We start from the raw sequence: 25,864 nt of genomic DNA on the forward strand, positions 1-25,864 counted from the left end.
TCCGATCAACCCTTGATGGCGCCGGCGGTAATGCCCTGAACGAAGAGCTTTCCGACGAAGAAGTAGATGACGAGTGGGGGGATGGCGGTCAGCAATGCCGCGGCCATGTTGTCGTTGTAACGGGTCACACCGGTGGAGATGGTAATGAGGTTCGCCAGGTTTACCGTCATCGGCTGGCTCCCCGGCCCACCGAAGGTCACCCCGATCAGATAGTCGTTCCAGATGCTGGTGATCTGCATGATCAGAACGACGATCAGGATGTTTCCCGACATAGGCAAAATAATCTCCGTGAAGATGCGCCAGAAGGAGCCAGAGTCCATCACCGCAGCGCTCATGATCTCCTGCGGGATATCTTTGTAGTAGTTGCGGAAGATCAGGGTCAGCACGGGCATGGCTAGCACCGCATGAACCAGAGCCACGCCCCAAATGCTGCCGTAGACTTTAAGCGCAGCCGTCATCGAGATCAGAGGGAACATGATGATCTGGAAAGGCACAAAGGCGCAGATAAACAGGATGAACAGGAACGCTCCCGCCCAGCGCACATTCCACAATGCCAGCGCATATCCTGTGATCATCGAGATCCCGATCGAGAGGATCAGCGACGGGATGAGAATGGACACCGAACTCCAGAATCCGACCTTGAGGCCGTTGCAGTTGATGCCGGAACACGCGCTGTTCCACGCATGGTCCCATGCCTCGAGTGTCCACACATACGGCAACGAAAACATCGCGCCTTCGCGGATCTGATCCATCGTCTTGAAGGACGTGACGACCACGACATAGAGCGGAATGCAGAAGAACAGCGCGCAGAGCGCCAAGAAAACAAGAACGGCAATAGAGCGGCCGGTGATCGTCTTCTTTTTACGCGGGAAATAGGGCGCGCGACTGACTGTAACCTCGCCCTTGGCATTGCGCGCGGCAATCGTAATCTCGCTCATTTTGCAATCCTCGCGCTGCGGCGTTGTTGCCATGCTGTCAGCAGCACCAGGGGCAGAAACACGATGGCCGTGATCACCAGCATCATCACCGCGGCGGCCGAGGCGAAGCCGAGATTGCCGCGACCGGTCATGGCCTGGATGGTGAAGAAAGCGGGCACATAGGTGGACTGGCCGGGGCCGCCATTGGTCATGGCAACAACAACGTCATATGCCTTGATCACGCCGAGTGAGAGCAGAATGGCGCAGGTGACAAATGTGAACTTCATCATCGGAATGATGATCTGGGTGTAGAGCTTCCAGAGGCTGACGCCGTCGAGGCGCGCGGCGCTCCAGATCTCCGAATTGATCGACTTGAGGCCTGCCAGCATCAGCGCCATGTAGAAGCCGGAACTCTGCCAGACCGAAGCCAGAATGATCGCCCACATGGCGGTTTCCCCGCTGGAGAGCCAGCTGGCATTGACCCAAGTCAGCCCCAACGAGTGCAGGAAAGGCTCGACGCCATATTCCGGATTGAAAATCCAACGCCAGGCAGCACCGGTGACAATCAGGGAAATAGCCAGAGGATAGAGGAACACCGTGCGGAAGAAACTCTCGCCGCGTCGTTCGCGGTCGATCATGGCGGCTAGCACAAAGCCAAAAACAATGGCCAGCGCGCTACCAATCCCCAGGATGATGAGGTTCTGCAAAGAGATTGCCCAGGCATCGTCCCTGAACAGACGATCATATTGGCGGAACCAATCACTCCAGTCGATGGTGTACTCTGGAATGCGCCGACTGCGGGTCAGCGACAGATAAACCGTCCAGATGATGCCGCCGACGAAGGCAACAAGCGTCACCGCAATAGCTGGCACGAGCGCCAGTTGCGGCGACCATCGGCTCCAGCGTAAGGCCATGGTCTCTCCTCCCATACGCGCCGGGCGGATTTGTCCGCTCTTCGTCGCGCCAACTCTTGCGAGTTGTATTAGCGTTAAACTAAGATCACGAAAAACGATCCGTCAATAGCAAAAGCAGCACTTCATCCGCTAGGACCCACCGCTTTCGGCCGGCCGGACATAACAAGCGCAGCAATGAGGAGAAATAATAATGCAAAATCAAACGAATATACCCCAAATGGGCTTCGGCACCTATGGGCGGCAAGGCGACGCTGGCATTGCCGCTCTGCTGGTTGCCCTTGAAACCGGCTATCGTCACTTCGACACGGCGCAGGACTATGACACGGAGACAGAGGTCGGTGAGGCGATCAAGCGATCCGGACTCAAGCGCAGCGATGTATTTGTTACCACCAAGATCAGCACGCACAATCTCGGCCCCGGACAACTCATCCCTTCACTGGAACGTAGCCTCGACACGCTCCAACTCGACCAGCTCGACCTCACGCTTATCCACTGGCCCTCACCAAATGGCGCGGTGCCACTTGAGGTCTATATTGAGCAGCTTGCAGAAGCGCATGCACTGGGGTTAACGAAATTGGTCGGCGTTTCCAACTTCACCATAGCCCTGCTCGAGCAAGCGAAGGCATCGATGGGCGATGTTCCGATCAGCAACAACCAGGTTGAGCTCAATCCCCTCCTGCAAAACAAACGTCTTGCAACCCATTGTAAAAATGAAGGGATTTCGGTCACCTGCTACCTGCCAATCGCACGTGGTGTGTTGGGTGACGTGCCGATCATTCGCGATTTGGCCATCAAATACCATGCAACGCCGGAGCAGATCGCCTTGGCCTTCGAGTTTGCCAAAGGCTACATCGCCATTCCCACATCTGGTCGCGCAGAACGCATTCGTGCCAACTTTGAAGCAATCAAACTGTCGTTATCGGTAGAGGACATCGCCGCAATTGAAAGCGTTGATTGCGGCCAGCGCGCCATCAATCCGGACTGGGGTCCAAACTGGGACTGAGCACCATGCAGGCAGTTGACAAGCCAAACGCTTGCGATAGATGCTAGGCGTATTAACGTTCCTACGGTCTGTGCCAATGACGTAGGGAGCGATCTGCGGGCATCCAGTTCGCAGATGAAAACGCAGTGACCGCAATAGGTCGGGAGGAATTATGAAGGGCATTACGAGTCTGGGCCACGTTGCTATCAACGTGATCGATCTGGAAAAATCGCTCGACTACTACGTCAACAAGCTGGGTTTTCCAGAAATGCTGCGCCTGAAACGCGACGATGGCGAAACGTGGCTGGTTTATCTCCGCATCACGGACGATCAGTATCTCGAAATCTTCCCTGGCGCTGAAAATGATCGCGCGCCGGCCAGCTGGCACACCAATGGCATGACCCATATGTGCTGGACCATTGAAGACCTCGATGGGACCGTTGCCCGTATGAAAGCAGCTGGCATTCAGTTGCTCTCCGAGCCCAGCCAGGGACTCGACGGCAATCGCCAAGCGTGGCTGGAAGACCCCGATGGCAACCGTATCGAGTTGATGGAAATGCATCCCGATTGCCTGCAGTACCAGGCCATCAAACGCCTCCGTGCTGAAGGCGTCTGATCAAAATCGAGCCCGTCAGGTCAATTATTGTCTGTTCCCCAGAATTCAGACCGAACAACACTTGCCGCCATTACAAAACGGCGTAGTACGCAAGTAGCATGGCGCGATTGTCGCCTAGAGCAGGTCTGAAGTCATGGGCAAATCGATCATACGATTAAAGGACATCGCTGACCGGACGGGCTTTTCCGTCAACACCGTGTCGTTGGCGCTGCGACAGAGCCCCCGCATTCCGGAGGAAACTGCCCAACTCATCCGCGAAGCGGCCGAGGCACTGAACTACCTGCCCAATCAGGTTGCAAAATCGCTGGTCAGCCGCGAGACCAAGACCATTGGGCTTGTTCTGACGGACATCACCATTCCAACCCTGACCCGAACCGCGCAAGCGATGGAGCTGGCGCTTGCAGAGCGCGGCTATTCTACGCTTTTTGCCACGTCAAATAACGACCCTGCCGAAGAGCGCCGGGTCATAGAGATGTTCCGCTCCCGACAGGTCGACGGAATGCTCATTTATCCACACCGCCACCGCGAGCTGGACCATATCCATAAACTTCGTCGGGCGAACTATCCCATCGTTTTGCTGGTTGGTGACCCCTCAGCGGGCATCGATGCGGTGTGCATTGACGAGTTCGACGGGGCGTTCCGCGCTGTCCAGCACCTCACCGAGATGGGCCATGTTCGCATCGGTATATTGGATAGCTCGAACCCGATCGGCAACTCCGAGAAGCTGGAAGGCTATGTCAAAGCCTTGAGCGACGCCGATATCGCCTTCGATGCTTCGCTTTTCGTAGACCCCCAAGGCCACTCTGTGATCCGCGGTTTTTGGGCGATGGACACTTTGATGAGCAAGCCTGACCGACCAACTGCGGTTTTCTGTGCAAATGACTCCCTTGCACTCGGGGCGCTGCGATGGACGCAAAAACATGGTCTGCGCGTACCTGACGAAATTGCGATTATCGGCTTCGATAATATCGAGTTCGCCGAACACGCAGCGACGCCGATCTCCAGTGTGCACTATGACGTGCAGATGGTAACCGACCTTGCAGTCGACCGCTTGGTGGGGCTTATCAAGGCCGGTGACAAACTGCCCGCCCCCCGGGTCACCATGATCGAGCCGTCGATTATCGTGCGTGAAAGCACCAACGGGCGCGTGGTCCAGCGTTCTGGGCGAGCTCTGTAGGGCTTGGGTACCACCACCGTAACCGAAATCTGCCGAGCCGCCCTCGGGTCGGGGGAGTGAAGAGGGCGTCCCCGAGAGTGACGCAAACGGACTTGCACTGCGCTAGGTGCTAAAGCCGAGCGCGTACGCCCGGCGATTTGCGCGAAAGCACAAGGGAGACGGACCAACGCCTCTGCGAACCAACAGAGGCAGGTGCGTGCCCAGCAAAATTCAGAGTGTTGAGCTTCATCAAAAGGATGAAATGGCGCGCCCTAAGAGATTCGAACTCCTGACCCCCAGATTCGTAGTCTGGTGCTCTATCCAGCTGAGCTAAGGGCGCGCACTACCGTTTGAAACGGTGGTTCAGGGCCTTGCGAAGTCCGCATCGCCCTGAAGCGACGCCACCCATACAGAGGTGATTTGTGCTTGGCAAGCGCACTCTAAAAGTTTTTAGCGGGAAGTTGTGACGATCAGCTGACACGCAGCGTTTTCGGCAGGATGATATCGAAGCGCGTCCCGACGGGTTGATCGACCAGGATCAGCCTGCCGCCGTGGGCTTCCGTGATCTCGCGGGCGATGGCGAGGCCCAATCCGGTCCCCCCTGCACGGGCAGAGCCTTCAAAAGCAACGAACAAATTATCTCGCGCCCGTTGTGGCAGGCCCGGCCCGTTATCCACAAAGGCGAGCACAATCTCGTCCGAGGAATCGATCTGGGAGACGGAAATCTCCTTCGGCGGCGAATCGGCGCGAACAGATTCGAGAGCCTCCCGGGCATTCTTGAGCAGGTTGAGCAGCACGCGCGCGAATTGCCCCGCATCGACATTCAAAATCAGATCGTCTGGAATGCCATTGCGGAAGCTGATGCTGGGATGCCCCACAAGGCGCGCGTCAAACGCAGCGTCCTCAATGAGCGCCCGCAGGGTCACCGGGGCCATCACAGGGGGCGCCGCGGTCTCGCGGCCATAATCGAGCACCGACTGAGCAAAGCCGATGGCCCGATCGAGTGTGGTCACAAGGCGCGGCGCCAGCCGCTGCACCTTGGGATCGTCCAGCGTCGCCACCTGATCGGACAGCAATTGGGCCGAGGTCAGCGTGTTGCGCAGGTCGTGATTGATCTTGGCGACGGCCAGCCCGAGGTCGGCCAGGTGCCGGCGTTGGCGCAGCATGGAGAACAGGTCGGACTCCATGGCCGCCAGTTCTCGCTCGACAATGCCGATTTCATCTCGGCGCGGCGACGGTGCGATAATGAGGCTCGCATTTTCCGGCTCCTGGCGAAACGCCAGCATATTGGCGGTCAGACGGCGTACCGGATGGATGAAGAGGCGGCTGACCAGAAGGTAGAGCGCCAGGGCCGAAATAGCGGCAATGACCAGCGAGGCCAGGAAAATGTCGCGCGAATAGACCCACATGTCCTGGCGCAGCGGGCGCTCGGGCATCAGCAGTTCGACGAGGCTTTCATCGAGATCACCTTCACCCACAATGCGCAGGGTCCGGCCGGGGCCAGCAAACAGCGTATCGATGGCGCCAACGATCAATGTGGGCAGATCGCGCTGGCGCATGTCGGCGGTGACAACGACATCGGGCGTCACCGGGTTGGCCAGTTCGATGAGCTGGCTCTGCCCTTCCCGGCGATAGACGATGGCATTGGCGCCAGCGGAGGTCAGCAGGCGGTCAGTAAGGTTGCGCGGCAGGGCCATGACATCGGGCACGGCATCGAGCACTCGGGCGGCCACGACGCCGACGCGCAGGCGATCATCGAGCCAGCTGGAGCGGAAATTGGCGAGCGAGGGCAGATAGACCACGATGGTGACGACCAAAATCACCATGGTGATGGTGGCGATCAACTTGATCGAAAGGCCGGAAAACCATTTTGGCAAAACGCGACGTTCGGCTGTCATTACAAGACAATATAGGGATAATGGCCCGGCGCGTCAGCCCCCGCCGCGTGCGCGTCAGGGTAGCAATCGACGCAGGTCCATTCGGCGTTTCGTCCAGAGGCTAAGCGGCCGCAAAGCGCGCGCCTGACGGCCCAGATCGGCGAGGACCGCCGCAGGACTGGCGGGCGGCAATGCGAGGCCGGCCAGATCGGCAGCCGGTGTTTTGCTGGCCATCGCGAGGGCGACCATCGCCGCGACTTCGCCCGCCGCGGGTCCGATCGCCGTGCCACCCCGGATTTCACCCTGGCGGCCCACGATGAGCTTGGCCATGCCGGAGGCTTCGCCGCGCGCGCGGGCGCCGTCATTTTCCGCCAGCCCGGAGCGAAGAATGGTTTGTCCGGCGCGGAGGTGACGGCTGGGTTCGAGCTGACCGACCTGGGCAAAGGTTGGTTCGGTCGCGACGACGCTGGGGACGCTTGCGGCATCGAATCGGTCGGCACGGCCGAGCAGGATGCGATCGAGAACGATGTCAGCCTGTCGCGCGGCGGCTTGCGGGCGATCTTCACCAGCGGCCCCGCCGATGGCGCTGATGCGGGCGTTGGTGGTCTGGCCATACTCATTGAGTCGCAGGCGCTCTGGCCGCACAGAATCGCGACGCAGGTTGAGTTGGGTCAACCACGGTGCATCGAGATCAGGCTGGCGACCGAGCGCCACCAGCACATGGGAGACGTCGAGGTTTTCTGCGCTACCATCAGCGTGGCGCAGAGCAATGCCGGTTCCCTGGTTGCGCGGCAGGATGGTCGCAACGTCAGCGTCTTCGAGGATGGCGACGCCCTCATCGCGCAGCGCGCCCACAAGGATGTTGACCAGCTCGCGATCAAACCCGGCCAGAAGCGGGCCATGCGGCACCAGCGTCACCGCCGAGCCGAGGCGACGATAAGCCTGCGCCAGCTCCAAGGCCGTCGCATCGCCACCGATGACAACCAGATGGGTGAGCTTACGGATATTGGTGAGAATGCTATCGGGAGTGAAATAGGGGATCTGATCGAGCCCCACGATGTCAGGCACGACGGCCCGGGCACCAGTCGCCAACACATAGTGACGCGCCTGAACCCGGACCTCGCCGATGCTGAGGGCGTTGCGGGCGCTAAAAATAGGTTCGCCTTCAATATGAGTTATCCCCAGGGCGGCAAGCCGTTCGGGGGAGGCGCGTGGCGAAACAGCGGCGGCTTGGGCGGCCGCCAGTTCGCTGATGATGCGGAAATTGGGTTTGGGTTCGGCGCGGTCGATACCGACGCTATGGGCATTGCGCACGGCATGAGCGCGGGCGGCGCTGGCGAGCAGGCTGGCACGCGCCAAACGGCCTGCCACCGGGTCTCCGGCCTCCTCAAGCCCGCGGTCGATCAGCACAACGCTGGCGCCGCGATCGCGCGCCGCCATTGCCAAAGACAATCCGCATGCTCCCGCGCCGATAACGCAGAGATCTGGTTTGATAATGTCTGCCATTCCCCGCCAACGGCCAGATATAACCCCTGACAGAACTTATGGGGTGAGATGATTGTTAAAACAACGGGGCAATGGCACAGGGGAATGGCGTCATGTTGCGTTGACTTGGGGATGAGTTTTCCCTATAGACGCCACCAACCCGCACATTGGGCGCCCAGCGCTCCAAGTGTGTCAGAAAAATTCCTTGCGCAAGCAATGCCAATCTAGAGGAACCGCGCAGGCCGCGGTTTGATGTTATGAAGCGTACTTACCAGCCAAGCCAGCTCGTGCGTGCCCGCCGTCATGGTTTCCGTGCCCGCATGGCGACCAAGGACGGTCGTGCGATCATCAACAAGCGCCGTCGCGACGGCCGCAAGAAGCTCACGGCCTAAGGGCCCTGTGGCCGGATGACGGCCATAGACAAGCCGACAGGCGCTTTGCGCCGGCTGACCAAGCGTTCGCAGTTTCAAAGGGCTGCCCGGGGCAATCGCGCCGGGCGCTCTGCGTTTGGACTCCAGACAATTGGTACTGACGATGCCGAAGCCGGCATTGGGTTCACCGTCACCAAGAAGACGGGCAATTCTCCACAGCGTAACCGCATAAAACGTCGCCTTCGCGCGGCTGTGACAGCATGCGCGCGTGACTTTATGCCCGGCCACGACTATGTGCTCGTGGGACGGCGCGAAGCGCTCTCCGAACCTTTTACGAAGCTGGTTGCCGATCTGGGTGCCTTGATTGTGCGCGTGCACACGCCCAAAACCGACAATGAGCGCAACTCTTCCGGCCGCGGCCCACGGAAATCGAGATGATGAAAGACAATCGTAATGTGATCCTCGCCATCGTGCTCAGCATGGCTGTGCTGTTTGGCTGGCAGTTTTTCGTTGCCGGACCACAGCTCGAACGTGCTCAGCAGCAGGCGCAGATCGCAGCAGAGCAGAAGGCAGCCGCTGACGCTGCCCTTGCAACGCCTGTGACGCCCGGCCAAGCAGCGGCAACGCCCGCCCCCGTCGGAACGCAAACCTATGCCGACCGCGAGACGGCCATTGCTGCCACGCAGCGCGTGACCATCGACACTGCCGACCTTGAAGGTTCGCTGAACCTGACCGGCGCGCGCCTCGATGACCTGCGCCTCAAGGCCTATCGCGAGACGGTTGATCCCAATTCGCCAATCATCACCCTTTTGACCCCAGCCGGTCTGCCAAACGCCTACTTCGCTGAAGAGGGCTGGGTTCCGGTTGCTGGCGCCAATATCGCGGTTCCGTCCAACCAGACGGTCTGGGCTGTTGAAGGCGCCAACACCACGCTGACCGCAACTACGCCAGTGACCCTGGTTTGGGACAATGGCGCAGGTCTGGTTTTCCGCCGCACCATTTCGGTCGACGAATACTACCTGTTCACCGTCAAGCAGACGATCCAGAACAATACCGGCGGCGATGTTGCGCTCTATCCATACGCACGCGTCATCCGTCACAACACGCCGCACGTTGCCAACTTCTTCATCCAGCATGAAGGTCCGCACGGCGTGCTGGGCGGCAATAACCTGGTGTCCAAGAAGTATGCAGACCTGCAAAAGGACCTGCAGGCCACTTACGAGAACACCTCGGGCTGGCTCGGCTTTTCCGACAAGTACTGGGCAACCGCCGTCATGCCACCGCCAGGCACCGCGCTCAATGCGCGCTTCAGCTGGCAGAACAATGCTGGTTATGACGACTACCAGACCAGCTATGTCGAGACGACACCGGTCGTGATTGCTTCGGGCGCAACGGCAGAGCGCGAAAGCTATCTGTTTGCCGGCGCCAAGGAAGAATCTGTCATCTCGGCCTATCAGAACCAATATGGCTTTGACCGTCTGGAACTGCTCATCGACTGGGGCTGGCTGAGCTTCATCACCAAGCCGATGTATTACCTGCTGAGCTTCCTCTACAGCATCATCGGCAACTTCGGCGTCGCCGTGCTCTGCGTGACGGTTATCGTCAAGGCGATCTTCTTCCCGCTGGCCAGCCGCTCCTATGCGTCCATGGCCGCCATGCGCCGCGTGCAGCCTGAGATGAAGTCGATCCAGGAACGCCTCAAGGACGACCGTCCTGCCCAGCAGCAGGCGATGATGGAGCTGTACAAGAAGGAAAAGATCAACCCGCTCAGCGGTTGCTGGCCGGTGCTGATCCAGATCCCTGTGTTCTTCGCGCTCTATACGGTTATCTTTATCAGCCTCGATATGCGCCATGCGCCGTTCTTTGGCTGGATTCAGGATCTGGCGGCGCCCGATCCAACCAATATCTTCACCCTGTTCGGCCTGATCCCATGGGATCCGACTGCAATGCCTTTCATCGGCGGGTTCCTGCATCTTGGCGTGTGGCCTGTGATTATGGGCATCACCATGTGGGTGCAGATGAAGCTGAACCCACCGCCACCAGATCCAACCCAGGCGATGATCTTCAACTGGATGCCAGTGATCTTCACCTTCATGCTGGGCACGTTCCCTGCTGGTCTGGTGATCTACTGGGCCTGGAACAACACCCTGTCGGTTACCCAGCAGTGGTTCATCATGAAGCGCCACGGCGCAGAGGTGAACCTGCTCGGCAATATCCTCGACAGCTTCAAGCGTAAGCCCAAGGCTGAAACGCCCAAGGCCTGATCGCCAAAAGTCCTACAGCATGCTAAGGCCCGCCGGACGCTTCCGGCGGGCATTCTTTTTGAGGCAAGTATTATGAGCGAAGTCGACTACGCGCCCGACATGATCGAAAAAGGCCGCCTGCTGTTCGCGCGGCCCTTCCTGTTCACCAAGGGCTGCGTGCGCATCGCCGACCTGCCGCCGATGGACCGGGTAGAAATTTCGTTTGCCGGACGCTCCAATGTGGGCAAGTCGAGCCTGATCAACGCGCTGTGCGGCACTTCGGGCCTGGCCCGTACGTCCAACACACCGGGCCGTACGCAGGAGCTCAATATCTTTGAGAGCCAGAGCGAAAACCTGCGTATCGTCGACATGCCCGGCTATGGCTATGCCAAGGCCCCTGAAGACAAGGTGCGTCAGTGGACGCGTCTGGTGCATCAGTATCTGACCGGCCGCACGACCCTCCGCCGCGTCTATGTGCTGGTCGATGGCCGCCATGGCCCCAAGGACAATGACCTGACCGTGATGAACGAACTCGACCGCGCTGCGGTGAGCTATCAGGTCGTGCTGACCAAGGCCGACAAGCCGCTCAAGGCTGACCTCGAAAAGGTCATCGAAGCCACCAAGGCCGCCATCGCCAAGCGCGCCGCCGCGCACCCGCGCGTCATCCTGACCTCAAGTCACAAAGGCGACGGGCTCAAGGAACTGCGCACTGAAATCGCGATGCTGCTGGAGAGCTAAGGGTGCTTCGTATGCGGCCACTTGCAATCCAGCACACGGAAAACTGGTGGCAAGTTCAGCTGGGATGGTGATCAACAAACCAAAAGGCCTCCTAACTATACGATAGCTAGGAGGCCTTTTTTCGAGGTGCTTTGACTACCGGCGCTGCCGCGCTCAGGCCATTGCCACTCTTCTCTTTGACCACTGGCGCCAGAGATAGAGGATCAGTGGAGTTACCCAGACCAGAACGGTGAGGACACCGATGGTGCCGGCGATTGGGCGGGTGAAGAACTCCAGGAAGTTGCCACGCGCCTTGATCATCGAGGTCAGGAACGTCTCCTCGAGCAGGCGCCCGAGGACGAGGCCGAGCAGGGCAGGTGCGACCGGGAAGTCGTTCTCTTCCATGAACCAGCCAACGATGCCGAAGACCAGCATGATGGTGACCGAGGTCAGCGAGTTGTCCATGGCAAATGCGCCAACGATGCAGAACACCATGATGACGGGCATAAGCACGGAGCGCGGCACGTCAAGGATGTAGCGCGACAGCTTGATGGCGCCGTATCCCAGCGGCAGCATCAGCAGGTTGGCCAGGATGAACGACAAAAAGATGCCATAGATCAACACCGGCTGGGTGGTGAAGATGGTCGGTCCGGGTGTCAGGCCCTTCATGAACAGCACGCCGATAACAATCGCCGTCATGGAGTCGCCGGGGATGCCGAGGACAGTCGCCGGGATATAGCTGGACGACACGCTTGCGTTGTTGGCGGCGCCTGCAGCGGCGATGCCTTCGAGCGAGCCTTCGTCGAACTCTGTCTTGTTCTTGGTGAAGCGGCGGGCCAACGCATAGGAGATCCAGGCGGCGATATCAGCGCCTGCGCCGGGTAGCGGGCCCGTGGCGGTGCCGACAACGATGCCCTGTGCAACGCCCTTGCGGTAACGCCAAAGCTCAGGTCCGACGCCTTTGAAGATGTTGCCGATCTTGGTCTTCATCATGGTCGGCAGCGCCTCGCGCGACTGCGCGTAGCGAATGATCTCGGCGATGGCGAAGATGCCGATCAGCGTGGGAACAAGGCCGATGCCACCGAGCAGTGCCGGGACGCCGAACGTGAAGCGGGGCTGGCCAGTAACTGGGAACAATCCAATGGTCGCGATGAGTAGGCCGAGTACCAGCGAGATAATGCCCTTGAGGGGGCGCCCCGGCGATATGAAGGCGGCGCAGGTCAGGCCAAGACAGGTGAACCAGAAATACTCATAGCTGCTGATGTTAAGCGCAAACCGGGCGACTGCGGGAGCGAAGAACATCAGGAAAATCGCACCAACAAGACCGCCAAGTGCTGAGGTGACAACGCAGATGCCCAATACAAGCTCGGCCTTGCCGCGCTGGGTCATCTTATAGGCGGCCTCGGTATAGGCGGCGGAGGCGGGGGTGCCCGGAATGCGCAACAGGACCGATGGGATGTCGCCAGCAAAGATGGCCATGGCGCTGGCGCTGACGATGGCGGCGATGGCGGCCAGCGGCTCCATGAAGAAGGTAACGGGCACCAGGAGCGCCACGGCCATGGTTGCCGTCAGACCTGGAATTGCGCCAACGAACAGCCCAAAGATTGAGGCGAGCAGGACGACGAGCAGAACGCTCGGCTCCATCAACGCAAAGAAGGCGGGGCCTATAGCCTCCATGTCAAAACTCCTGCGAAGGGTTCGAGGATGCCCCATGGCAGCGGCACCAGCAGGACATCCTGGAAGGCCAGCTTGGCGGCAATTACGGTGGCGATAGCCACGAGAACTGACAATAGAGGCTTGCGGGTGAACTGCAGCAGCATTGCCAAGACGGCGATGCCGGCAGAGATCATAAAGCCCAGTGTGCCAGACGTGAGAATGTAGAAGAGCAGGGCGCCAAGCACGATCGCCGTGTTGGCGACGTGGCGTGGTGACTCCACCCAATTGCCCATCACGAGCAGTGGCGTCGCGGCTCGTTGACGCCACCCTGTAGCGGTTAGGATCAATCCGGTGACAACCAGGACCACGCCGAGGATGGAGGGGAAGAATCCCCCTCCATATGCGCTGCCGAATACCGGTTTGGGCTGCATGGAAGACGCCACAAGAACAGTGACGCCGAGGGCGGCAATAAGCGGCCCCATGATAAGATCGGACACCTTCATTCGGTCAGCTCCAAATCAGTAACGCTCGATCTGATCAGTTGATGACGCCAGCGGCGCGGAGGACCGTTTCAGTGTCGGCTTCGTGCGTATGCAACCATTCCAGAAGGCCGTCGCGGTCAGCGTAGCGCAAACCAAAACCGCGGCTCTTCATGGTCGCCTGGAAGTCTTCGCTGTCGTAAATCTGCTTCACGGCGACTTCGAGCTTTTCAACGATCTCGGCGGGCAATCCGGCCGGGCCAACCAGCGCGCGGAAAACGCCACCTGGTGCAGCATTTGCAATCTGCTCATTGGCGGCCGGGATATTCGGGAAGCTCTCGAGACGCTCGGGAGCAAGAACTGCGAGGGTCCGTACTTCGCCTGCGTCCAACATGGAGGCGGCCTCTGGAACCGAAGCTGCAAGGATGTCGATGCCGCTGGCTGTTAGTTCCTGAAGACCGGCCGCTGCGCCGGCGTTAGGCACCCAACGGAGTTCGGTGATGTCGATACCCTCATCGATAAACACCTTCGACAAGGCGCTGCTCCAGCTGCTTGGGCAGGTGGCGCCGCAGCCAATTGCCAGCGACTGCGGATCTGCCTTGAGCTTGTCGAGGACCTGATCGAGGGTCTGCAGCTCACTATCCGCTTTCACGTGCACAGCGGCGTAGTCAAAATTGTACTGTGCGATTGGGGTGTAGGAGTCGCTGGTCAAGTTGCCCATGCCGAGATGGCGGTAGGGCGCATAGTTGAACAGGATGCCGATGGTGTAGCCGTCAGGGGCAGCGCCAGCCAGCTCGGTGATCCCAGCGATACCACCGCCTTCAGCACGGTTCACGATATTGAAGGGCTGGCCGAAGATCAGCTCGAGGTCATGCGCCAGTAGGCGGCCGGTGGCATCGGTCCCGCCGCCCGCGCCGGCAGCCACGATGACGGTGACAGGGCGCGCCGGCCACTCTTGAGCGAAGGCGGGTAGAGCAGATGTGCCGATGGCGATGGCGGACAGCGCGATCGCTTTAGTAAGGTGTTTCATAGTGCATCCCTCGTTGCAGTTGAAGCTGGTGACAGCGCAGGGGACATCGCTCCGCAAACGGAGGCGCCACCATTGCTGGACAGGCAGGAATTGAGTTTTGACTTATCGTTTCCGCTGCGATCACAACCGGCAGGATGGGCGTGATACGGCGGTTGACAGTGCGGAAGCCACGGTCGATTTATCGACGTCGGCGCGCGTCACCTAATACGATCATTGTCTCGTCTCCCTCTGCTTTAACGATACATCTTTCTTCCGTGTTGTCAAACGGGAGGCGCGGTTTCTGATTATGGTTCAGGCGTCAGTCTTTAGTCGAAGTCAGCGGAGCTGAGCGGCCGTGTGAGCTGCGCTGTCGAGCGCCCTACCTCTAGGGTCACAGGCAGAACGAGCTCCTGGCTGGAAAAAGCACCGTGTTGAAGCCGATACAGAAGCTCCTGCGCGGCACGCTCGCCGAGAAGGTGGGCCGACGACTTAACTGTTGTCAGCGTGGGCTGAACGTATTGCCAAAAATCGAAGCCATTAAAGCCAGTGATCTGGACGTCGTCTGGTACGACGAGGCCCCGCCGTACACAGGTCATCATCGCAGCAACGGCGAGTTGGTCATTGCCGCCGACAATCGCATCGGGCGTGCCGTACTGTTCCAGCGCGATGGTTGTCGCGTCGCGCGTTTGCAGAAAGCTCTCATTGCCGCAATTGATCTGTCGCAGGTCGGCGCCCGGAACTTCTGCCACCGCCGACGTTACTCCTGCCCATCGCCCATCCATCGCGGGCCAATGGGCATCCGGCATCAGCATCCACAAGCGCCGCATGCCGTTACCCAGAAGATGGCGGCCAATTTGCAGGCCGCCGCTGAAATCATCCTGCCGGAGGCGAATGCAATCCGGACGCGGCGGCAGGGTGTACTCATGCATCAGGACTATTGGTACTCGGAGGGCCTCGATTGCTGTCAGAAAGCGTTCGCGTTCTGCGAGGTCGCCAGAGAAAATAGCCACGATGCCGTCGGCCTCAAAGCCACGGAACAAGTCACTCTTGCTAAACTCCGAAGGTCGAATGCCGCGAATGATCAGGCTGTAGGAGTGCCGATTGAGATAATTGGTCAGTCCAGTGACCTGGGCCGTGATGAAGGGATCGGACAGGAAGTCAGGATCCTCCACCACTATGAGCATGGTGATAGCCCATTGATGAGACAGCCGGAGGCGTCTCGCTGCCACGGAAGGGCGATATCCCAACCGCCCGACGACCTCGCGGATGGTGTCGGCCGTGGTTGGCGCTACGCGCCCGCGACCGTTCAAGACGTTCGACACAGTCATCGCGGAAACGCCGGCTTCGCGCGCTACGTCGTGAATCGTGATGGCTTTGTCAGCCCGAGTATCGTCGCTCATGGTAATGTCTGCTGGCCGACCGTCGGATGAGAATAGGAAACGGCGCCACCGATAACATGGCAGCATCTTCTTTGCCTCTTCAAAATGAGGCCGTGCTTGAGGATGAAATCCTGAAATGAATTAGGAAAACAAATGGCCCCCGCCATGATTTCGAGGCGAGGGCCTAATATTTATGCTCGTCAGATATCAGAGTTGCCGAACGATAACTTGCCCGGGATCTGCCTCTGGCTCCACGCGGTTGCGAAGAGGGCGGCCGAATGTCGGAAGATCAATCTCGAATTCATCGCCAGGCTTCACTTCAATTCCTGACGCGTAGCTCATGACGGCTGCGCCAAAGAAGTAAGCATGCAGGTCGCCGGGGCGGCGGAACATGCTGTAGCGGAAGTGATAGTGTTCAAGGTTGGCGATAGAATGAGACATGTGCGCCTCGCCGGAGAGGACGGGCTCTTCCCAAAGGACTTCACTCTCTCGCCAGATGCGCGAATACCCAGACACTTCTTCTGGCAGATCGCCGATGAGCAATTCTGGCCCGATCGAGCATGCGCGAAGTTTTGAGTGGGCCAGATAAAGGTAGTTGGCGCCCTCGGTCACGTGATCGGAATATTCATTGCCGATCGCAAAACCGATGCGGAAAGGCACGCCTTCTTGATCATTGATATAGAGGCCGACGACTTCTGCCTCTTCTGCACCGGCCAGTGCGAATGCCGGCATAGGCAGGGGAGCGCCCGGTGGGACAACGCAGCTGCCGACGCCCTTGAAGAACCATTCTGGCTGAACACCAATGCCCCCATCGGTCGGCTTGCCACCTTCAAGACCCATGCGGAAGATCGCCAGGGAATCTGAAACGTCGCCGCCCTCGCCGTGCATGGCGATATGCATTTGATCGCGCGCTGCAGCGCTGCCGATGTGGGTCAGGCCAGTGCCGGTGACGAGCATCCGGGCAGGTTCTGGGTGGTCGACCGGGGTCAACACGCGCTCATTGTCCAAAAGCGCGTCATAGTCGACAGCTGCACTCTTTGCAGCCGCCGCGATGACTGCCTGGAGCGATTGCCCGGTAGCAATGGCCTGCTGCGCAAGGTCGTACACGGTAGTTACCGCCTCGAGAGGGGTAACCAGACTGTCAGATGCCTCGACGATGCCGACGCGACGCTGGTCGTGATTGTCCAGAAACTGGATGACACGCATTATGATTTTCTCCGATCAGGTCGTATGGGAACGGCTATCAGCCGGGATAGCCGCCATGCCACCAATGCTCGAGGGGATTGGAGTGCAGGATCGCATCCATGGTGTCCTGAGTCACACGCGGCAGGCGCGTGCCTTCGATGTGGTCGTTGACGTTGAGCAGGCCATCAATCGATTCCTGGACGGTGGCCCAAGGGAAGTCGGTCCCCCAGAAAATCTTGTTGCGCTTGGTAATCAGGTACTCCTGGGCGCAGACCAAGATATTGTAATACTGCCACGGCCGGTAACAGAGCGCCGAAACTTCGCAGTAGACGTTGGGGTGCTTGCGCGCGACGACGATGCATTCCTCGTACCAAGGGTGTCCCATATGGGCCATGACCATCTTGAGGTCCGGGTAGCGGGCCGCAATGGTGTCGACATCAAGCGGGCGACCATAGTTGATCGGGGCATTGGCGCCGAACGTGGTGCCCATATGCATGGTCAGCGGGATGTTCTTCTTCTGCAGATATTCGTAGACCGGCTCCAACCGAGGGTCGAGTAGCGACACACCGTTGTAGATCGGGCCGAACTTGACGCCCTTGAGGTGCAGGTCTTCGATCGCGTGAACCAAGAGGTCCATGTAGTCGGGTCGGCGAGGATCCATAGCGGCAAAGCCAATGAATTTCTCAGGGTATTTGGCGACGGCGCGCGCAGTCACCTCATCGTCGCCATCGACGCCGATCGCATCCTTATAGCGCAGCGAGAAAATGATCGCCTTGTCGACGTCCTTCATCGCAGCGAACAGGGTGTCAGCGTCCGCAGCGAGGCCCATGGCCCCTGGGCGCGAGGTGGGCGTTAGGGAGTGGAACAAGGGCAATGTCTGATCGGCGTCGAAGACATTGACGTGGCAGTCGACAATCATGCGTAACCTCCATTTTGATTTAACGTTACATTTTGGTTTGCTGAACCGTCAAGGGTTGTTGTCCAGAGATAGCGCATGGGGCTCAAAAGTTTCTTGCTGTCACAAGGCGCTAGCTCAGGAAAAGTCCGTTCAACCGGAGGAGGGGATGGACATGATTTAACGTTACATGCTAGCTTTTTATCAAATCGCCCCAACTGGAGCCCGTAAACTGTGGTCAAGACGTCGAAATTGCGCAGCACTCAATGGTTCGGCACGCCAGACAAGTACGGATTCTACGCACGCAGCTGGATGAAAAATCAGGGTATCCTGCCCGAGATGTTCGACGGGCGCCCGGTTATTGGCATCTGCAATACCTGGTCCGAAATGTCCCCCTGCAACGCTCACCTTCGTGCGCTCGCGGAGCATGTGAAAAAGGGCGTGTTGCTGGCTGGCGGCTTCCCGGTCGAGTTTCCGGTGATGAGTGTCGGCGAGCCAATTACCCGGCCCACCGCGATGATCTATCGCAATCTCATGAGCATGGACGTCGAGGAGACGCTGCGCGCCAATCCTTTCGACGGCGTGGTCCTTCTGGCCGGTTGCGATAAGACAACGCCGGCCCTGATGATGGGTGCCGCCAGCGTCGATCTGCCGACGATCCTGGTTTCGGGCGGACCGATGCTGAACGGACGTTTCCGGGGCAAGCAGCTCGGGTCGGGCACTGATGTCATTCGTTATGACGAGATGCTTCAGACCGGCGAGATGAGCTTGGCCGAGTTCCAGGATGCTGAAGCTGCGATGAGCCGGTCGGCCGGCTCCTGCATGACCATGGGCACCGCGTCGACCATGGCCTCTATGGGCGAAGCGATGGGCTTGGCTCTGCCACAGAACGCCAATATTCCCGCCGTCGACAGTCGCCGTGCCGTGCTCGCTGCGGAGTCTGGCAAGCGCATCGTTGATATGGTGCTGCAAGACGTCAAAATGTCGAAGATCGTCACCAAGGCCGCGTTGGAAAACGCTGTCGTCGTCAACGGCGGTATCGGCGGTTCAACCAATGCGGTTGTCCATCTGATTGCTTTGGCGGGGCGGCTAGGTATCGACTTTTCGCTCGATGACTGGGACCGGTTGGGCAAGGACATTCCTTGCCTGCTCGATCTCATGCCCTCTGGGCGCTTTCTGATGGAAGAGTTCTACTACGCTGGCGGATTGCCCGCGCTGATGAAAGAATTGCTTCCGTACTTGCAGGGGGATGCGCTGACAGTGACCGGCAACACGCTTGCTGAAAACCTGGCAGCCGCTGAGTGCTTTGACACCGAAGTCATCCGCCCGCTTGATCGGCCGCTGAAGCCTCGCGGCGGGATTGCCGTGCTACGCGGGAATCTGGCGCCCGACGGCGCGGTGATCAAGCCATCGGCTGCTTCACCTGAACTCATGCAGCATCGCGGTCGTGCAGTGGTGTTCGAGAGCATGCCTGACTTCAAGGCGCGGATCGACGATCCTGACCTCGATGTCGATGAGAGCTGCGTACTTGTTCTGAAATCTGCGGGCCCAGTTGGTTATCCCGGCATGCCAGAGGTCGGAAACATGACCCTGCCGCGCAAGCTGCTTCTCAAGGGCGTCCGCGACATGGTGCGCATCTCTGATGCGCGCATGAGTGGCACCGCGTTCGGGACGGTCGTTCTCCATGTTGCGCCAGAATCTGCAGTCGGTGGACCACTGGCCCTGGTGCGCGATGGCGACATGATCGAACTCGATGTCGATGCCGGGCGTCTTCATCTCGATGTGTCGGCCGAAGAGCTGGCCATTCGCAAAGCAGCATGGGCTGCCCCCAAGCCGCACTATGACCGAGGCTATGGGCGCATCTTCATCGACAACGTCATGCAGGCCGACAAAGGCGTCGATTTCGACGTCCTCGTAGGCGGCAGCGGCGATGGCGTTCCCGCCAAGTCTGTCTGACCCATTCACCCCAACCAAAGTAAAGTTGCTGATATGACCGTGAAGCCTCTTCCCGCTAACCACGAAAAGCTGTTTGCGGCTGTTGTTTCCGATGCGCTCGACGTCGTCGGAATCGCCAATAGCGTCCTGCCTCCGCGCATCCGTCCGCTCGATGACTCGCTGACCCTGATCGGTCGCGCCCGCACTGGCATGTATATCGAGACGGCCGAAGTCGAAGACGGCGTGAACCCCTATGAGCTTGAAATTAAGCTCGTGGACGACCTCAAGAGCAACGAAATTGCCGTTCTGGCCTGCGGTGGCTCCAACCGGATCGCGCCATGGGGCGGCTTGCTTTCGACGGCATCGGTTGGCCGTGGCGCGGCAGGGTGCATCACCGACGGCATGGTCCGGGATATCCTGACCATCCGTAAGCTCAAGCTTCCGGTGTATCACAACGGCATTGCCCCCTTGGACTCAAAGGGCCGGGGCCAGATCATGGCGATCGACGTCCCAGTGATCCTCGCGGGTGTGCGCATTCAACCCGGCGATCTGCTGATTGGCGATGCGGATGGCGTCGCGGTGATCCCGCACCAGCGCGAGGATGAAGTTCTTGCGGTCGCCTTTTCCAAGGTAGAAGGCGAAGATCGCTCAAGCGCTGACCTTCTCAATGGCCACTATCTGCGCGATGTCTATGCGCGCTACGGCGTTCTCTGACTTAAAAAGGCCGGGTGGGCTAACGTCTGCCCGGCCGTAAGGCCTGAGCCGAAATTGCAAAAGGCGCGCCGCATTTCAGCGGCGCGCCTTTCGAGTTTTTACGGTTTGGCTTGATTAAGCGGCGGAGCCGCCACGAGACAGCCCGCGGCGCAAGACCGCGACCAGTCCCAGCAGCCCAATCGATCCGAACGTCAGGATCGTCGACACCGCAGCGACGACTGGGGACACGTTGAATTCCAGGTCTTCAAAGATCTTCCGTGGAAGGGTCTTGTCATGGACACTCGACAGGAAGAACGACACCACCGGTTCGTCGAACGAGACGATGAATGCGAACACACCGCCGGCAATCAGCCCGGGCATGATCAATGGTAGCGTGACGTATCGGAATGCATTGAAGCGTGACGCCCCAAGGCTCATAGCAGCCAGCTCGAGGTCAGCGTCCGAAGTGGCCAGCGCGGCCGAGACCGTGATGATCACATAGGGCACCGCCAGCACAGTATGCGCGAGCACAAATGCCGTGATCGAGCCCGACATGCCCATTTGCGAGAACATCAGGTACATTGCCACACCGACAACGATGCCTGGTGCGATAATCGGCGCCAGCATGACCATGGTGACGGCCTTCTTGGCTGGCAACCGTCCCCGCGTGACGGCCAGTGCGACCATCGTGCCAAGGACCATTGCGATCAAGGCGACCATCACGGCGATCTTCGCCGAAAACAGCATCGGCTGAAGCCACGCCTGATCGCCCAAGAGCTTATTGTACCATTCCAGCGTGAACCCGCGCGGCGGGAAGCGCAGGTAGCGATCGGGGCCAAGTGAGATCGGAACCACGATGACAGTGGGTATCAGGAGAAACACAATACCGAGGATGCCTGCCGTCCGCGCAACCAAGCTCGAGACCGAAAGACGTTTGAGAGAAAAACGGCTCATTTCTGCTCCAACTTGTTGAGCTGCATGAAGCGGCTGAAGATCAATAGCAAAACGGCAACGGCAATTAGGAGCAATGCGGACAGCGTAGCCCCGCGCGCCCAATTGAACTTTTCGGTGATCTCCGTGCTGATGGCGGTGGCGAGCATCATCGAGCTTGGCCCGCCGATCAGCGCCGGGGTGACGAAGGCACCAAGCGACACCACGAACACCATCAGGAAACCGGCCAGAACGCCGGGGCGTGAGAGCGGTAAGATGATGTGCCAGAACACTGCGAGATTGGAGGCTCCCAAGGATAAGCCTGCTCGTGGCAGTTCGTCGGGAATGGCCCGCAACGACTGATAAATTGGCATGACCATGAATGGCAGCATGACATGCGCCTGGGCCACGATTACCGCGATCTCATTGTAGAGCAGGGACAGCGGCGCATTGGTGATGCCAAGAGACTGCAGGATGGCGTTGACCGCGCCGTTACGCTGCAGCAGCACCGTCCAGGCAAAGCTTCGTACCAGAACACTGGTCCACAGTGGGATGAGAACACAGGCGCCGATCACCATGGCCCAGAATGGGGGGGATGAGCGCATGAGGTTGGCGATCGGATATCCGATAAGCAGTGCAAGGGCTGCGACCAGGAGGCTAACGCGGAAGGTCCGCAGGAAGATGACCTGCGTAAAGTCGTTGCCCAAAACCTCGCGGTAGTGATCAAGGGTAAAGGCTGGGTCAAAGAGGCTGACACCGAGCAGCTTGATGATGGGCCAGCAGAACACGAACAGGAAAATGATCAGCAGGGGAAGAACGAGTCCAAAGCTGAGGGGACCTGAAAGGCTTCGGCGGTCGGATTGCGCCATCAGCGCCCTCCTTCTTCGGCCGCAAAGGCCATAGATTGACCTGGCTGCACCGAGAGATGAACGACGTCATCAAGCGCAACGCTTTTGGCTTCTTCGGGATCAAGTCGGATGGCGATCCTGGTGCCGTTCGAGAGTTCGCCAATGGCCGACACCGCAGAACCGCCGAAGCTCTTTGACAGAATTTTGGCCGCCATTGTGTCGGGCCCGCCAGCTGCGCCCAAGGTGACGTGGTCGGGACGGAGATACACGGTGGCAGGCGCGCCTATTTCAAGTCGATCATGTGGTGCGGTTCTGCAGTCGATCGAGCCGCCACCGTCGAGAGACACTGAAACCCCACCCTGTTCCGTCGTTCCTGCAATCCGGCCGCTAATCTGGCTGGACTCGCCGACAAAGCCCGCCACAAAGCGCGTGGCTGGAGCGGCGTAGATCACGTCGGGCGCTTCAATCTGTTCAATCCGACCGCGTGACATCACGGCGATACGATCGGACATGCTCAGCGCTTCTTCCTGATCATGGGTCACGAAGATGATCGTCAGACCAAGCTTGCGCTGCAGCTCTTTGATCTCGATCTGCATTTCTTCGCGCAACTTCTTGTCGAGGGCAGAGAGGGACTCGTCCATCAATAGCAGCGGTGGCCTAAACGAGATTGCCCTCGCGATAGCGACGCGCTGTTGCTGGCCGCCCGAGAGCTGTGCCGGCATTCTATTGGCCAATTCCGTGAGCCGTACCGTCGCCAGTGCCTCTTCGACCACGACGTCGGATTGCGCACGCGTCATGCCGCGCATTTTCAATGGAAAACGGATGTTCTCGCGCACAGTCATGTGCGGAAAGAGCGCGTATTTCTGGAAGATAACGCCGATCTCACGCTTGTTGGGCGGCAAGTCGGTCACATCGCGGTCGCCGATGTGGATGCGCCCGGCTGTGGGCACTTCAAAGCCTGCCAGGCACATCAGGATCGACGTCTTGCCCGAGCCGCTAGGCCCCAGAATGGACAGGAATTCGCCCGAGCGGACTTCAAAGTTGGCGTTATCAACCGCAGTGACGTGCTCGCCATAGCTTTTGACAAGTTGGCTGACACGCACTGTCGCGCCCATATTGGACATGGCCATGCCTTTCTATTCTAGGATAATTCAAACAGTCACGCGGCCCGATAGGACCGCGTGACGACCCGGCATCGGGTCCGATTACTGGCTGAGGAACTCGATCATGCGCTGGCGCATTTCGGCGTCGTTCTCAGCGACCCATTTCCAGTCGGGTGTGATTTGCACGGCAAGATTGGCTGGATCGCCACCGCGCGAGGCGCGCTCTTCTGGGCTCAGCAGATCAGTCGCCAGACGGTTTGGTGTCTCGAAGGGAAAGTCCTGCGAAAATGCGACGTGAATAGCGGGGTTTGCGAGGAAGAAGTTGATGAACTTGAGCGCAGCTTCCTTGTGTGGTGCGTTCTTGAGAACAGCCCACATGCCGATATCTTTGACGCCACCCTTCCAGGTGAACGCGACGGGCTCGCCTTCTTTGATCAGGGTTGAAGCGCGGCCCGAACCCATCAGGGACATCACGACTTCGCCGGTTCGCAGAATGTTCTGGGACTGATCGGCGGTCGTCCACCACACAGAGATGTGCGGCTTGATTTCTTCCAGCTTGGCAAAGGCGCGGTCGGCGTCGATGGGGAAGATATCTTCTGGCGGAACGCCGTCAGCGATGAGTGCTGCAACCAGTACCGAGGACCAATAGCTCGCGTCAGGAAGGGCGCGCGGACCAGGAAAAGCTTCGACGTCCCAGAAGTCGGCAAAGGTCTGAGGAGCCTTTCCTTCTGGGAAGGCATCTGTGTTCCAGGCAAGAACGTTTGCGCCCCAGGTGCGGGTTACTGCATGGCCCATGCAGGTGCCCTCAAACGCAAACTCAGCTGCGTTCGACAGGTCATCACAGCTGATTGGGATCAGATAATCCGTCATTGCGAAATTGTCGTGCGGCAAAGCGGTGACAATGTCCCACTCGGCTTCAGGCAAGGTTGCCATGGCCTGGACCTTGGCCCACTGCGCACCAAGGCCGGAGGCGACTGGAATAATGTCGATGCCGGTTTCAGCGGTGAAAGCGCTGTAGAAATGCTTCTGCATGGCCTCTTCGAACACGCCCCCCGACGTGACGATAACAAGCTGCTCGGCCTGCACGGCGTGAGACGCGATCATGGCAAGGCAGGCGGCCGCACCGATGGTCGTCTGACGAATGAATCTCTTCATATTCCAGTTCCCCGTTTGAAATAGTCGAATGTACAATAGCTGACATTTAACGTTAAACTCTGTCAACGAGAATCCAGTGACGCCGATCGAGCGGCAGTGAACAGATCACCTCTGCGGTTGAATCATCAGGACAGATCGACGGGGAAGCTGCTCGATCCTACGTCGTTTCGCCAGGCTCCAGGTACACGGGCAAGACGATCTCGTTCTGCTCGAAACTACCCTTGATGAAGCGGTCTATCATGACCTTTCCAGCAGTTTCACCCAGCGCGTAGGCGGGCGATATTACGGTGGTAATCAAGGGACGCGCGTAGCGGCGCGATTCAAATCCATTGAATCCAACGACAGATATTTCGTCTGGTATTGCAATGCCTTGAGACTGCAGCATCAGCATCGCACCGATCGCCAGGCGGTCATTTGCTCCAAATATCGCGTCCGGTCGCGGGGAGTTGGCAAGATGCTCTGCAAGGGTCGCTTGTACAGCATCGAAGCTCTCGTCAGGCGAGTTGAGGATGCTGATATTTGCGTTTGGATTAAGCTTGCGGATCTGGGTACAAAAGCTGTCCACCCGGGCCTCGATCGCTGGCCAATCCGTCTGTGGTTTGATGATGACGAACCGCTCGCGCCGCCGCGCTGCCAGGTGGTCGGCAAGCATCTGCCCTCCGAGTTGATCGTCCTGCCGAATAACACAGATGTTCCCGTCGATCGGGCGATATGTCTCCTGCAACAGCACGATGGGCTGATCCAGCCGCCGCAAGTCCTCAATGACTTTTTCGCGTTTGTCGCGGCTGCCTGACAGGATCACGTATAGCCCATCTACCGACAGATTATGCATCACGTGAGATTGGCCGAAGTGTTCAAGCGAAATCCCTTGAACGGTTAGTGTATATCCGGACAGGCTGAGCGAATTGCTCAATCCCGCCACAACATGCGAGTTGAAGTGATCCGAAAGAAATGACTTTGTTTCATCGATGATAAGGATGCCGGCAGCCCGCCGATGGGAGACCCTCAGGCCTCGCCCGCTTTCTTGCACCCGGTAGTTGAGTCGCGAGATTTCTTTCTCGACGACCTTACGGGTGGCATCACTCACGAACTTGAAACGTCCATTTACAACATTGGACACTGTCATAGGTGAAACGCCTGCCGCCGCAGCCACCTCCTTTATGGTCACGCGCTTCTTGAACTTCGACGTCTCATTCATGACAAAACCTTCGTGGCCATGCGCGCTCATCAGCAGCTGTACTTTTATGTAACGTAAAAGTTTTGGTCTACAATCCAGCGCCATACCTTTTTAGTAATACAGGCTGAAGTGTTAAGGCAAC

General features: G+C 58.9%; 24 protein-coding genes and 1 tRNA gene. 9 read left to right on the forward strand and 16 right to left on the reverse strand.

Annotation, left to right across the window (positions count from 1 at the left end):
- Positions 1 to 5: 5 nt before the first annotated feature.
- Both WH87_RS10685 and WH87_RS10690 read right to left on the reverse strand, forming a co-directional pair.
- On the reverse strand, positions 6 to 971 hold the full coding sequence (locus tag WH87_RS10685) for a carbohydrate ABC transporter permease (protein ID WP_245622374.1): 966 nt from the start codon (positions 969 to 971) through the stop codon (positions 6 to 8).
- A complete protein-coding gene (locus WH87_RS10690; protein WP_046139170.1) occupies positions 935 to 1,831 on the reverse strand; it encodes a carbohydrate ABC transporter permease in 897 nt (298 codons plus the stop codon). The genes WH87_RS10685 and WH87_RS10690 overlap by 37 nt, the downstream gene beginning before the upstream one ends.
- A gap of 190 nt (positions 1,832 to 2,021) precedes the next feature.
- Between WH87_RS10690 and WH87_RS10695 the strand changes: the two genes are divergently transcribed.
- From WH87_RS10695 to WH87_RS10705, 3 genes are all read left to right on the forward strand, one after another.
- Positions 2,022 to 2,834 (forward strand): aldo/keto reductase, encoded by an 813-nt coding sequence (locus tag WH87_RS10695; RefSeq protein WP_046139169.1) that lies wholly within the window; start codon positions 2,022 to 2,024, stop codon positions 2,832 to 2,834.
- 151 nt (positions 2,835 to 2,985) lie between these two features.
- Entirely contained in the window at positions 2,986 to 3,429 is a 444-nt protein-coding gene (locus WH87_RS10700; RefSeq protein WP_046139168.1) for a VOC family protein, read from the forward strand.
- Between the two features lie 133 nt (positions 3,430 to 3,562).
- Positions 3,563 to 4,606, forward strand: coding sequence for a LacI family DNA-binding transcriptional regulator (locus WH87_RS10705; RefSeq protein ID WP_046139167.1), 1,044 nt, complete (start codon positions 3,563 to 3,565; stop codon positions 4,604 to 4,606).
- Between the two features lie 242 nt (positions 4,607 to 4,848).
- On the opposite strand, the gene WH87_RS10710 is transcribed toward WH87_RS10705, so the two are convergent.
- The 3 genes from WH87_RS10710 to WH87_RS10720 form a co-directional block, all read right to left on the reverse strand.
- Positions 4,849 to 4,925: transfer RNA gene (locus WH87_RS10710), tRNA-Arg, on the reverse strand.
- Between the two features lie 130 nt (positions 4,926 to 5,055).
- Positions 5,056 to 6,483, reverse strand: coding sequence for a sensor histidine kinase (locus WH87_RS10715; protein WP_046139166.1), 1,428 nt, complete (start codon positions 6,481 to 6,483; stop codon positions 5,056 to 5,058).
- 54 nt (positions 6,484 to 6,537) lie between these two features.
- Positions 6,538 to 7,968: an FAD-dependent oxidoreductase gene (locus WH87_RS10720; RefSeq protein WP_082092625.1), complete on the reverse strand. Its 1,431-nt coding sequence runs from the start codon at positions 7,966 to 7,968 to the stop codon at positions 6,538 to 6,540.
- 236 nt (positions 7,969 to 8,204) lie between these two features.
- Here WH87_RS10720 and rpmH point away from each other — a divergent pair, with 236 nt between their 5' ends.
- The 4 genes from rpmH to yihA all read left to right on the forward strand — a co-directional run bounded on the left by rpmH (position 8,205) and on the right by yihA (position 11,299).
- Positions 8,205 to 8,339 carry a 50S ribosomal protein L34 gene (gene rpmH / locus WH87_RS10725; protein WP_046136922.1) on the forward strand — a complete coding sequence of 45 codons (135 nt, stop codon included), beginning with the start codon at positions 8,205 to 8,207 and terminating at the stop codon, positions 8,337 to 8,339.
- Positions 8,340 to 8,354: 15 nt separating this feature from the next.
- Positions 8,355 to 8,756, forward strand: coding sequence for a ribonuclease P protein component (gene rnpA, locus WH87_RS10730; protein ID WP_046139164.1), 402 nt, complete (start codon positions 8,355 to 8,357; stop codon positions 8,754 to 8,756).
- Positions 8,753 to 10,582 (forward strand): membrane protein insertase YidC, encoded by a 1,830-nt coding sequence (gene yidC, locus WH87_RS10735; protein ID WP_046139163.1) that lies wholly within the window; start codon positions 8,753 to 8,755, stop codon positions 10,580 to 10,582. Before rnpA ends, yidC begins: the two co-directional genes overlap by 4 nt.
- Before the next feature lie 72 nt (positions 10,583 to 10,654).
- Positions 10,655 to 11,299 carry a ribosome biogenesis GTP-binding protein YihA/YsxC gene (gene yihA / locus WH87_RS10740; protein WP_407060034.1) on the forward strand — a complete coding sequence of 215 codons (645 nt, stop codon included), beginning with the start codon at positions 10,655 to 10,657 and terminating at the stop codon, positions 11,297 to 11,299.
- Between the two features lie 153 nt (positions 11,300 to 11,452).
- On the opposite strand, the gene WH87_RS10745 is transcribed toward yihA, so the two are convergent.
- The 6 genes from WH87_RS10745 to WH87_RS10770 all read right to left on the reverse strand — a co-directional run bounded on the left by WH87_RS10745 (position 11,453) and on the right by WH87_RS10770 (position 17,905).
- Entirely contained in the window at positions 11,453 to 12,955 is a 1,503-nt protein-coding gene (locus tag WH87_RS10745; protein ID WP_046139161.1) for a tripartite tricarboxylate transporter permease, read from the reverse strand.
- Positions 12,943 to 13,437, reverse strand: a complete 495-nt coding sequence (locus WH87_RS10750; RefSeq protein WP_046139160.1) for a tripartite tricarboxylate transporter TctB family protein — start codon at positions 13,435 to 13,437, stop codon at positions 12,943 to 12,945. The genes WH87_RS10745 and WH87_RS10750 overlap by 13 nt, the downstream gene beginning before the upstream one ends.
- 34 nt (positions 13,438 to 13,471) lie before the next feature.
- Complete coding sequence (locus WH87_RS10755; protein WP_046139159.1) at positions 13,472 to 14,443, reverse strand: Bug family tripartite tricarboxylate transporter substrate binding protein; 972 nt, start codon at positions 14,441 to 14,443, stop codon at positions 13,472 to 13,474.
- Positions 14,444 to 14,748: 305 nt separating this feature from the next.
- Complete coding sequence (locus WH87_RS10760) at positions 14,749 to 15,822, reverse strand: LacI family DNA-binding transcriptional regulator (protein WP_046139158.1); 1,074 nt, start codon at positions 15,820 to 15,822, stop codon at positions 14,749 to 14,751.
- Positions 15,823 to 16,008: 186 nt separating this feature from the next.
- A complete protein-coding gene (araD1, locus tag WH87_RS10765) occupies positions 16,009 to 17,007 on the reverse strand; it encodes an AraD1 family protein (protein ID WP_046139157.1) in 999 nt (332 codons plus the stop codon).
- Positions 17,008 to 17,044: 37 nt separating this feature from the next.
- A complete protein-coding gene (locus WH87_RS10770) occupies positions 17,045 to 17,905 on the reverse strand; it encodes an amidohydrolase family protein (RefSeq protein ID WP_046139156.1) in 861 nt (286 codons plus the stop codon).
- A 228-nt stretch (positions 17,906 to 18,133) separates the two neighbouring features.
- On the opposite strand from WH87_RS10770, the gene WH87_RS10775 reads away from it, so the two are divergent.
- Together WH87_RS10775 and WH87_RS10780 are read left to right on the forward strand one after the other, a co-directional pair.
- Positions 18,134 to 19,837: an IlvD/Edd family dehydratase gene (locus WH87_RS10775; RefSeq protein ID WP_245622375.1), complete on the forward strand. Its 1,704-nt coding sequence runs from the start codon at positions 18,134 to 18,136 to the stop codon at positions 19,835 to 19,837.
- 33 nt (positions 19,838 to 19,870) lie between these two features.
- Positions 19,871 to 20,530, forward strand: a complete 660-nt coding sequence (locus tag WH87_RS10780) for an RraA family protein (RefSeq protein ID WP_046139154.1) — start codon at positions 19,871 to 19,873, stop codon at positions 20,528 to 20,530.
- A gap of 114 nt (positions 20,531 to 20,644) precedes the next feature.
- On the opposite strand, the gene WH87_RS10785 is transcribed toward WH87_RS10780, so the two are convergent.
- The 5 genes from WH87_RS10785 to WH87_RS10805 all read right to left on the reverse strand — a co-directional run bounded on the left by WH87_RS10785 (position 20,645) and on the right by WH87_RS10805 (position 25,743).
- Positions 20,645 to 21,463, reverse strand: a complete 819-nt coding sequence (locus WH87_RS10785; protein ID WP_046139153.1) for an ABC transporter permease — start codon at positions 21,461 to 21,463, stop codon at positions 20,645 to 20,647.
- On the reverse strand, positions 21,460 to 22,308 hold the full coding sequence (locus tag WH87_RS10790) for an ABC transporter permease (protein ID WP_046139152.1): 849 nt from the start codon (positions 22,306 to 22,308) through the stop codon (positions 21,460 to 21,462). The genes WH87_RS10785 and WH87_RS10790 overlap by 4 nt, the downstream gene beginning before the upstream one ends.
- Complete coding sequence (locus tag WH87_RS10795) at positions 22,308 to 23,417, reverse strand: ABC transporter ATP-binding protein (protein WP_052726429.1); 1,110 nt, start codon at positions 23,415 to 23,417, stop codon at positions 22,308 to 22,310. Before WH87_RS10795 ends, WH87_RS10790 begins: the two co-directional genes overlap by 1 nt.
- A gap of 75 nt (positions 23,418 to 23,492) precedes the next feature.
- Positions 23,493 to 24,545 carry an ABC transporter substrate-binding protein gene (locus tag WH87_RS10800; RefSeq protein ID WP_046139151.1) on the reverse strand — a complete coding sequence of 351 codons (1,053 nt, stop codon included), beginning with the start codon at positions 24,543 to 24,545 and terminating at the stop codon, positions 23,493 to 23,495.
- A 157-nt stretch (positions 24,546 to 24,702) separates the two neighbouring features.
- Positions 24,703 to 25,743, reverse strand: a complete 1,041-nt coding sequence (locus WH87_RS10805; RefSeq protein WP_197410779.1) for a LacI family DNA-binding transcriptional regulator — start codon at positions 25,741 to 25,743, stop codon at positions 24,703 to 24,705.
- Positions 25,744 to 25,864 lie beyond the last annotated feature (121 nt).

The organism is Devosia epidermidihirudinis (assembly GCF_000971295.1).
Lineage (GTDB): Bacteria > Pseudomonadota > Alphaproteobacteria > Rhizobiales > Devosiaceae > Devosia > Devosia epidermidihirudinis.